Source organism: Bradyrhizobium sp. LeoA1Lang, assembly GCF_055413685.1.
Genome location: NZ_JBVAPG010000239.1, coordinates 1 through 9077, shown reverse-complemented (window position 1 = coordinate 9077; position 9077 = coordinate 1). Strand labels below are relative to the sequence as shown.

The 9077-nt window shown below is 63.8% G+C and carries 6 protein-coding genes; 4 read left to right on the top strand and 2 right to left on the bottom strand.

What is annotated here, in order from left to right; translation table 11 throughout:
* On the bottom strand, window positions 1–2420 hold a 2420-nt coding region (locus ACZYOF_RS40145; RefSeq protein ID WP_463719202.1), incomplete at its 3' end, for a bifunctional diguanylate cyclase/phosphodiesterase.
* A 242-nt stretch (window positions 2421–2662) separates the two neighbouring features.
* Between ACZYOF_RS40145 and ACZYOF_RS40140 the strand changes: the two genes are divergently transcribed.
* Window positions 2663–3361, top strand: a complete 699-nt coding sequence (locus ACZYOF_RS40140; RefSeq protein ID WP_130581886.1) for an ABC transporter permease — start codon at window positions 2663–2665, stop codon at window positions 3359–3361.
* Here the strand turns inward: ACZYOF_RS40140 and ACZYOF_RS40135 are convergent.
* Window positions 3335–4141 (bottom strand): ABC transporter substrate-binding protein, encoded by an 807-nt coding sequence (locus ACZYOF_RS40135; RefSeq protein WP_463719201.1) that lies wholly within the window; start codon window positions 4139–4141, stop codon window positions 3335–3337. The two genes, ACZYOF_RS40140 and ACZYOF_RS40135, sit on opposite strands and share 27 nt — an antisense overlap.
* 337 nt (window positions 4142–4478) lie before the next feature.
* Here ACZYOF_RS40135 and ACZYOF_RS40130 point away from each other — a divergent pair, with 337 nt between their 5' ends.
* The 3 genes from ACZYOF_RS40130 (at window position 4479) to ACZYOF_RS40120 (ending at window position 8979) form a co-directional block, all read left to right on the top strand.
* Complete coding sequence (locus ACZYOF_RS40130; RefSeq protein ID WP_463719200.1) at window positions 4479–4757, top strand: hypothetical protein; 279 nt, start codon at window positions 4479–4481, stop codon at window positions 4755–4757.
* Between the two features lie 114 nt (window positions 4758–4871).
* On the top strand, window positions 4872–6077 hold the full coding sequence (locus ACZYOF_RS40125; protein ID WP_463719199.1) for an efflux RND transporter periplasmic adaptor subunit: 1206 nt from the start codon (window positions 4872–4874) through the stop codon (window positions 6075–6077).
* On the top strand, window positions 6070–8979 hold the full coding sequence (locus tag ACZYOF_RS40120; RefSeq protein ID WP_463719198.1) for an efflux RND transporter permease subunit: 2910 nt from the start codon (window positions 6070–6072) through the stop codon (window positions 8977–8979). The genes ACZYOF_RS40125 and ACZYOF_RS40120 overlap by 8 nt, the downstream gene beginning before the upstream one ends.
* The last annotated feature ends 98 nt before the right edge of the window (window positions 8980–9077 follow it).

The following is a 9077-nucleotide window of genomic DNA, read 5'->3' as shown; positions in this document are numbered from 1 at the left end:
TACGGTCCCATTGCGTGTCGTTCAGAACGAGCCGATCCAGAACCCCCAAGGCTTCCTCCTAAAAGAAAGCCTTGAATCACGTTCCGTCTGATTTGAGAATCCCAAGAGTCCACACAGCCTAGGCGGCGCGGATCGAGCCCGCTCTCGGCCAACGCCGCCGCGACCTTCAGCGACAACGCTTCCGACTTGAACTGAATCGGCGACACGTTGACCGCCACCCGCACATGAGCGGGCCAGGTGGCAGCCTCAGTGCAGGCGGTCCGCAGCACCCACTGCCCGATCTCCTCGATCAGGCCCGTCTCCTCGGCGACCGGAATGAACTCGGCCGGCGACACCATGCCGCGCACCGGATGCCGCCAGCGCACCAGCGCCTCGCAGCCGGTGACCTCGTCGCTGCGCAGATCGACCAGCGGCTGATAGTGGATTTCGAACCCGCCTTCGACCAGCGCAGTGCGCATATCGGCTTCTAGCTCGCGGCGGAGCTTGGCCTCCTTCTCCATCTCCGGCTCGAAGAAACGGTGGGTGCGGCGACCGGCAGCCTTGGCGGCGTACATCGCAAGGTCCGCGCGCTTCAACAAGCCGAGCAGATCGGTACCATCCCGCGGCGCGACCGCGATGCCGATGCTAGCGTCGCCGGACAAGTGATGGCCATGGCAATCGAACGGCGTCCGCAGCGCCTGATAGATCCGTTCAACAAGCGCGCTGACATCGATATCGGCCGTAACGCCGCGCTGAACGATGGCGAACTCGTCCCCGCCGAGACGAGCGATGAAATCCTCCGGTCCGATCGACTGCCGCAACAGTTCGGCGACACCTTTGAGGAATTCATCGCCGATCAAATGGCCGAGCGAATCGTTGATGCGCTTGAACTCGTCGATATCGATATAGAGGATCGCGAACTGCACATCGGCTGTTTCGAGCAGCAAGCCTTCGGCGTGGCGCTGGAACAGCGTCCGGTTCGGCAGACTGGTCAGCGGATCGTAATGGGCGAGATGTTCGATCTTCGCCTCGACCCGGCGCCGCTCGGTCACATCCTCGAACGTCGTGGCCCAGCCCCCGTCCGGCGAATGTTTGAAGATCATTCGGATAATTCGTCCGTCTTGCGTCGAGAAGTGGCGTTCGCCGATCTCGCTGCTGTTCGGTCCGATGAAGTGCGCGCAATATTCGTCGACATCGCCGATAAAGGATCCGATCGACTGACGGTGCAGCACGAGGTCGCGCAGGTGGCATCCGGGCCTGGCGACGTCAGGCGATACGCCGAGCATATCGAGATAGCGCTGGTTGCAGATCACGAGCCGGCCCGACGCATCGAACAGCAACAGCCCCTGGGTCATGTTGTTGATGGCGGTGTCGAGATGAAAGCTCTTCTCCGACAGCTTCTGGCGCGCGGCCTCATGCTGTTGCTGCAGTTGTCTCACGATCGGGAAGATCGTGACGATGACGACGATGATCGCCAGGATCGCAGCGCTGAACTGCAGTTTCGTCTGCGCCCGCCAGTCGGCGAGCGCGGTCGAGGTCTTGGTCGTGGCAACGATCAGGATCGGAAAATGAGTGAGCGGTCGAACCGCCCCGATCTTGTCTTCGGCATCTTCAGTGCTGAAGCGGCCCGAGATGTTCCCGTCAAGCGTCAGCGCCTTCTGGAATGACGGGAGACCGGCTACGCTCTTGCCGACCGCCCCTTCATCCTTGGGGTAGCGGGCGATCACCGTGCCGTCGCGATGGATCATTGAGATGATTGTGTCGCCATTCAGCGCCAGAGAGGCGACGAAATCCTCGAACTGGCTGGGCTCGACGCCCCGGCTGGAAAAGCCGATGATAGCGCCATTGCCGTCGACAATCTTGCGGGCGAACAGCGTCGTCCATTTGCCCGTGACGCGGCTCACCGCGGGCTCGACGATGACATCCGGTGTCGGCTTGCCGGAGGTAAACTCCCTGAAATATCGCCGATCCCTGACGTTCAGGTCGGGCACCGGCCACATCTCGGAGGAATTGATCAGCCATCCCTCGGCATTGAACAGATTGAGACCACCAACATGCGGCAGCGCCGCAAGCCTGGTGCGCAGCATTTCGTGCGCGCTCAGCAGTGACATCATCTTTTCGAACTGATCGGCCGTATCGACCCCGTCCGCCCGCATGTTGGCGACGACATCATCGTGCACATGCTGGAGATCGGAGAGCTGCTGATCGAAATGGCGGGACAGCAGCAGCGCCGTGTTGGAGAGTTCGCGTTCGGCAAGATCGAGTGCGCGCTCCCGGAATTGCAGCGCCAGGTACCCGGTGCCGAGCCCGATCGCGGCCACGAGTGCTGCCGCGCACAGCACGAGCCACTGGATTGCGCTCAATCGCAGTGGCGCCACGGCGGCCCATTTCGGCCACCACCGGCTCTGCAAGATATCGCTCTTGGCCGAGCTGTCTGACATTTCCCTGCCCCTACAAGCGCTTGTTGTAGGGGACACAACCCAAGAGGGCGTTAGGAAAATGAGTTATCAGCCGGTTAACATGGAACTTTGTTTCTGAGCGTTACCAGATTTCGCCCGCGCAACATTGCTTGTGCGGTATTGGACGTTACGCAGTTTATGAGAGATTTAGGTGTTTGCTGGATGGTGCCAGCCGGCAATCTTCATTCGAGCGATCTCACCGGGGCGGCCAAGCGCGCAGCAGGATGAATGATTTCACGCAATCGGTGGCGACGGCGCTCTCGCTGATCGCCAGCCTTGACGCTGAGCTGATCGGCATCGTCCTGCTATCGTTGCGCGTCAGCCTGACGGCGAGCCTGCTCGCGCTGCTGATCGGCGCGCCCCTCGGCGTCCTGCTCGCGATCAGCCGGTTTCAGGGCAGGCAGGCCACGATCGTGCTGGCGAACGCCATGCTCGGCCTGCCGCCGGTGGTGGTTGGACTGGCCCTTTACCTCCTGCTGTCGCGTTCCGGTCCGCTCGGCTTTGCCGGACTGCTGTTCACGCCGAGCGCGATGATTGTCGCGCAGACGATCCTCGCCACGCCGATCGTGGTCGCACTTGTGCACCGTCCGGTCTCGCTACTGTGGGCGGAATATGCCGACCTCATGCGCACCGATGGCATGTCGCGCCTGCGCAGCATGGCGGTGTTGTCATCGCTCGGCCGCGGCTCGTTGTTGACGGCGTTTCTTGCCGCCTTCGGCCGCGCCATCGCCGAAGTCGGCGCCATCATCATCGTCGGCGGCAATATCCGCGGCTACACCCGGACCATGACGACCGCGATCGCGCTAGAAACCAGCAAGGGCGAGTTGCCACTGGCGCTCGGGCTTGGCCTGATCCTGCTCGGCCTCAGCGTAACCGTGAGCACGGTCGCGTTCCTGCTAGTCGGACGCGTTGGGGAAAAATAGCTGCTCGCCGCCGACCTTGTAGTCGGCGATCACCTTCTGCCCCTCGGCGGAGATCAACCAGTCGACGAAGGCCTGCCCATCTTTGGCTTTCACGGTCGGGTGTTTGGCCGGATTGACCAGCATCACGCCATATTGGTTGAACAGCCGCCGATCGCCCTCGGTCAGGATTGCGAGATCGCCGCGATTCTTGAACGACAGCCAGGTGCCGCGATCCGAGAGCACATAGGCGTTGTCGGATGCGGCCATGTTGAGTGCGGGCCCCATCCCCTGCCCGATCTCGCGATACCAGGATCCCTTCGCCGTCGCGATGTCGATGCCGGCCTCCTTCCAGAGCCGCAATTCGGCCTGGTGCGTGCCGGAGCGGTCGCCGCGCGAGACGAAGGTCGCCTTCGCGGCGGCGATCTTCTTCAGCGCTTCCGTGACGTCGTTGCCATCAGCGATGTGCGCCGGATCCGCCTTCGGGCCGATCACCACGAAATCGTTGTACATCACGTCCTGGCGTTTGACGCCAAATCCTTCGGCCATGAACTTCTCCTCCGCCGGGCGATCATGCACGAACACCACGTCGGCATCGCCCCGCCGTCCGATGTCGAGCGCCTGGCCGGTGCCGACCGCGACCACGTTGACACCGATCCCCGTCGCCGCCGTAAAGCGCGGCAACAGGAAACCGAACAGTCCGGACTGCTCGGTCGATGTCGTCGATGCCACCGTGATTGAGCGCTCCTGCGCGAACGCGCTGGAGATCATGAGAAGAGTTGCGACCACGATTCGTGCGAGCATTTCCCTCACCTCCGCGAAGCCGGCTGTTTAGGGACGTTCTACTTCATCCCGGCCTGCCCGGCCATAAGCGAGGCGATCCGCCGCAGCGACCGGAGGCATTGACACAATCGCCCGAAACTGCGCGACGCCGTCGTCGCGCCGTCATATTCGGCGTTACGAGGCACAAGCGGGCTGCTGGCGAAAGGGTAACGTTATAGCATTCAGAAATCTCCTGCCTTGAATCGGCGCTGGGGTAACGCTAACTAGCGGCATGGACTCTCGCTTCGCCGCACCGGATTGTTCGACCCGCAAGGCCCCGTCACGCCGATGGCGTAGCCTGCTTGCGGGACTGATCTCGTTGGCGCTCGTGCTGTCCTTCTTTCACGGTCTCGGCTTCGACAGCGACGATGCAATACCGGCGCTGTCGATCGCGCAACTCGCCGGTGATGCCACCGACAAGGCTCCCGTCCATCCAGCATTGCCCCACGGCGACCACTGCCTGACCCACGTATCGACCGTGGCACCGCAGGACACGTCGGTCACGATCGAATACGCTGCGCACGCCTATCGCTTTCTCGCCATGCGCGCCCCCGAAGCGGCCGAACCGCTCTGTCCCCTCAAGCCACCCCGCGCCTGATCCGATCGGCATGACCGATCCGGCTGCGCTGCCTCCCGGCAGCGGGCCTTGATTGAACGCGTCGCTATGGCAGCAGCGCCGGGCCTGGACCCGTGCGCGGTGGGGAAGGCATATATGAGACGGATTCTTCTTTTCGTTGCCGGCATCATCGTCGGTGGCGGCCTTGGTATCGCGGCCTGGTCGCATTGGCCGCCAGCGCAGCAGGAAACGGCGACGACCGGAACTGCAAAGGCCGAAAGCGAGGATCACGGCACCGAGCACATCGCGCTGAGCGAGGAGCAGATCAGGAATGCCGGCATCAGGCTGGCGCCGGTTGCGGGCGGTACGCTCAAACGCCACTTCCTGGCACCGGGCTCGCTTATCCCCGACGCCGACCACGTCGGCCGCGTCTCCGTGCGCGTGCTGGCGACGGTCGCCGAACTGCGCAAGCGCCTCGGCGACAGTGTCGAAAAAGGTGAGATCGTCGCCGTCATCGAAAGCCGGGACGTGGCGGACGCCAAGAGCGAATACCTCGCCGCGCGGCTGACCAACGATCTGCAGCAGACGCTCTACAACAGGCAAAAGAGCTTGGCCGAAAGCCGGGCCATGTCAGAAAACGAATTCCTGCGGATCCAGCTCACCGCCAATGACGCACGGATCAAGCTCGACGGCGCCAGGCAAAAGCTATTCGCGCTGGGGCTCTCAGAAAAGGAGATCGTCGACCTCCCGAACCAGCCGCCGGAAAGCCTGCGCGAACAATATTTGCGTGCGCCGATCTCGGGCCGCGTCTCGGAGCGGCGCGTCGACCTCGGTGGGCTGATCGGCCGCGAGGGCCAGGAAAGTGAGCTGTTCGTCATTGTCAATCTCGACGATATCTGGGTCGATCTCGCGGTCTCCCCGGAAGACATCGCCGCCGTGCGCGAGGGCGGACTGGTCACGATCCGCGCCATCGGCAGCGACGACGAAGCGGTCGCGCGGGTGATCTTTGTCAGCCCCCTGCTCGATCGCGAGACCCGCAACGCCCGCGTGATCGCAACGCTGCCGAACCGTGATCACCGATGGAGGCCCGGCACTTTCGTCACCGCCGAAGTGCCGCTCGGCGGTGAGCCCTCCAAGGTGATCGTCTCGAAGAAAGCGCTTCAGACCGTCAAGGGCAACGCCACGATATTCGTGCGTAACGCCGAAGGGTTTGAGGCGCGGCAGGTGCGTACCGGTCGCGAGGATGATGACGACGTCGAGATCGTGAGCGGCCTTTCGCCCGGAGAGACGATCGCGGTCGCCAACACATTCACGCTCAAGGCCGAGCTGGAAAAGGCCGAAGCGGAGCATGGCCATGATTGAGGGGATCATCGGCTTCTCCATTCATCGTCGCTGGGTCGTCGTCGCGCTCTGCGCCGTCGTCATGGCGCTCGGCGGCTTTGCGTTGACGAGGGTATCGATCGACGCGGTGCCCGACATCACCAACAAGCAGGTACAAATCAACACCGCGGCCCACGCGCTGTCGCCGCTCGAAATCGAGAAGCAGGTCACCTTTCCCGTGGAGACGGCGCTCGCCGGCGCGCCTGGCCTCGAGAGCACACGCTCGCTGTCGCGCAACGGCTTTTCACAGGTGACCGCGGTCTTCAGCGAAGGCACCGACATCTACTTTGCGCGCCAGCAGGTTACCGAACGCCTCGCCGAGGTCCGCGCGCGCCTGCCGCAAGGCATCGAGCCGCGGATCGGTCCGGTCTCGACCGGGCTCGGCGAGATCTACATGTGGACCGTTCGCTTCGCCGACAAACCGGTCGAAGCCGACGGCGCGCCGGGCCTGCAGCGCGACGGCAGCTTTGTCACCAGCGACGGGGCACGGCTCAAAGGCGACATCGAGAAGAACGCCTATCTGCGCACGGTACAGGACTGGATCATCCGACCGCAGATCAAGACCGTTCCCGGCGTTGCCGGCGTCGATACGATCGGCGGCTACCTCAAGCAGTACCAGGTTCATCCGGATGCGGCGAAGCTGATCGCGCTCGGCTTGACCTTTGCCGATGTTGCAAACGCGATCGAGACCAACAATGTCAGCCGCGGCGCGCGCTACATTGAAAAGAACGGCGAGGGTTTTGTCGTGCGCTCCGGTGGTCGCATCGAGAACATGGAGGAGCTCGGCGCCATCGTCGTCACCACGCGCGGCGGCGTTCCGGTGCGGATCCGCGATATCGCCACCGTTGCGATCGGCGGCGAGAGCCGCACCGGCAGCGCCAGCGAGAACGGCCACGAGGTGGTGGTCGGCACGGCGCTGATGCTCATCGGCGCCAATAGCCGCACTGTGTCGTCGGCGGTCGACGCGCGGCTGCGCGAGATCGCGCCGACGTTGCCGCCCGGTGTCGAGGTCAAGACCGTGCTCGACCGCACTCAACTAGTCGATGCCACCGTCAGGACGGTTGCGACCAATCTGAGCGAGGGTGCGCTGTTGGTCATCGCGGTGCTGTTTGTCCTGCTGGGCAATTTTCGCGCCGCGCTGATCACCGCGCTGGTGATCCCCGTGGCGATGCTGATGACCACGATCGGCATGTGGCAGGGCCGCATCAGCGCCAATCTGATGAGCCTGGGCGCACTCGATTTCGGCCTGATCGTCGATGGCGCCGTCATCATCACCGAGAACAGCCTGCGCCATCTGGCGGAGCGGCAGCGCGACCTCGGGCGTCCCCTCTCCCGCGACGAGCGGCTGGCCACGGTGCGCGCCTCCGCGGTCGAGATGATCCGCCCGAGCCTCTACGGGCAGGCCATCATCCTCCTGGTTTACGTGCCGCTCCTCACCTTCACCGGCATCGAAGGTAAGATGTTCACCCCGATGGCCGTGACCGTGATCCTGGCTCTGGCATCGGCATTCGTCCTGTCGCTGACGCTCGTTCCCGCCGCGATCGCCATTGCCGTCACCGGACGCGTCCAGGAGCATGAAAGCAAGCTGGTTGCTGCCTTGAAGCGCCTGTACCGGCCGCTGTTGCGCTATGCGATCGCAGCTCCGCTGCCCGTCATCGCAACGGCAGCCGTGCTGTTTGCTATCGCACTGGCGGGCTTCGCGCGCCTCGGGCAGGAGTTCATCCCGTCGCTGGACGAGAAGAATATCGCCATGCATGCGCTGCGGATTCCCAGCACCGCGCTGTCGCAATCGCAGGCGATGCAGCTTGCGGTCGAGAACGCCGTCAGCCGTCTGCCGCAGGTCGCCTTCGTCTTCTCCAAGACCGGCACGGCCGAGGTCGCGAGCGACCCGATGCCGCCGAACGCGTCCGACACCTTCATCATGCTCAAGCCGCGCGATCAATGGCCGGATCCTTCGATGACGAAGGAGGAACTGGTCGAGCAGATCGCGAAATCGGTCAATCGCGTTCCCGGAAACGTCTACGAGTTCACCCAGCCGATCCAGATGCGCTTCAACGAATTGCTGGCCGGCGTTCGCGGCGACATCGCCGTCAAGGTGTTTGGCGACGAGTTCGAGCCGTTGCTGAAAGCGGCCAACGAAGTGGCCTCGATCCTGCGCTCGGTGCAGGGGGCGACCGATGTGAAGGTGGAACAGGCCGGCGGCCTTCCCGTCCTTGACATCAAGGTCGACCGTGCCGCGATCGCCCGCCGCGGTCTGAGCGCGGCGGCGGTGCAGGATGTGATCGGCGCCGCCGTCGGCGGCCAGGACGCCGGCGTCGTGTTCGAGGGCGACCGCCGGTTCGACATCGTCGTAAGGTTGCCGGAAGGCTTGCGATCCGACCTCGAGGCGCTCGGCAACCTTCCCGTGGCGCTGCCGAAGGCAACGCCCAATGCAACTGTCCAGAGCCTGCCGCTCAACCGATTGGCGCGATTCTCCTTCACCGAGGGGCCGAACCAGATCAGCCGCGAGAACGGCAAGCGCCGCATCGTCATCACCGCCAACGTCCGCGGCCGCGACCTCGGCTCGGTCGTCGCGGAAGCCCAGGCCAAGGTCGGTCAGCAGGTCAAGCTGCCGCCCGGCTACTGGATGAATTGGGGCGGACAGTTCGAGAACCTGGCAGCGGCGCAGCAGAGGCTCGGCATCGTCGTGCCGGCGTGCTTTGCATTGATCCTCCTGCTGCTGCTGGCGGCCACCGGATCGGCGCGCGATGCGCTGGTGGTGTTCAGCGCCGTGCCGCTCGCGCTCACCGGCGGCATCGCCGCGCTCTGGCTTCGCGGCATGCCGTTCTCGATCTCGGCGGCGGTCGGCTTCATTGGTGAGCGTCATCCGGCGACCACGCACTGAGGGCTGATCTGGTCGGCTAGGAAGATCTCGTGGATTGTTTCGTCACGAGTTCACCATGTCAAAAGATAGTTGTAAGGATGGCGATAAGGATAGGCATG

What these genes read in the sequence shown, in the direction of transcription:
- ACZYOF_RS40120 (WP_463719198.1), top strand. Translation starts at nt 6,070, where the DNA reads ATGATTGAGGGGATCATCGGCTTCTCCATTCATCGTCGCTGGGTCGTC.
- ACZYOF_RS40140 (WP_130581886.1), top strand. Translation starts at nt 2,663, where the DNA reads ATGAATGATTTCACGCAATCGGTGGCGACGGCGCTCTCGCTGATCGCC.
- ACZYOF_RS40135 (WP_463719201.1), bottom strand. Translation starts at nt 4,141, where the DNA reads ATGCTCGCACGAATCGTGGTCGCAACTCTTCTCATGATCTCCAGCGCG.
- ACZYOF_RS40125 (WP_463719199.1), top strand. Translation starts at nt 4,872, where the DNA reads ATGAGACGGATTCTTCTTTTCGTTGCCGGCATCATCGTCGGTGGCGGC.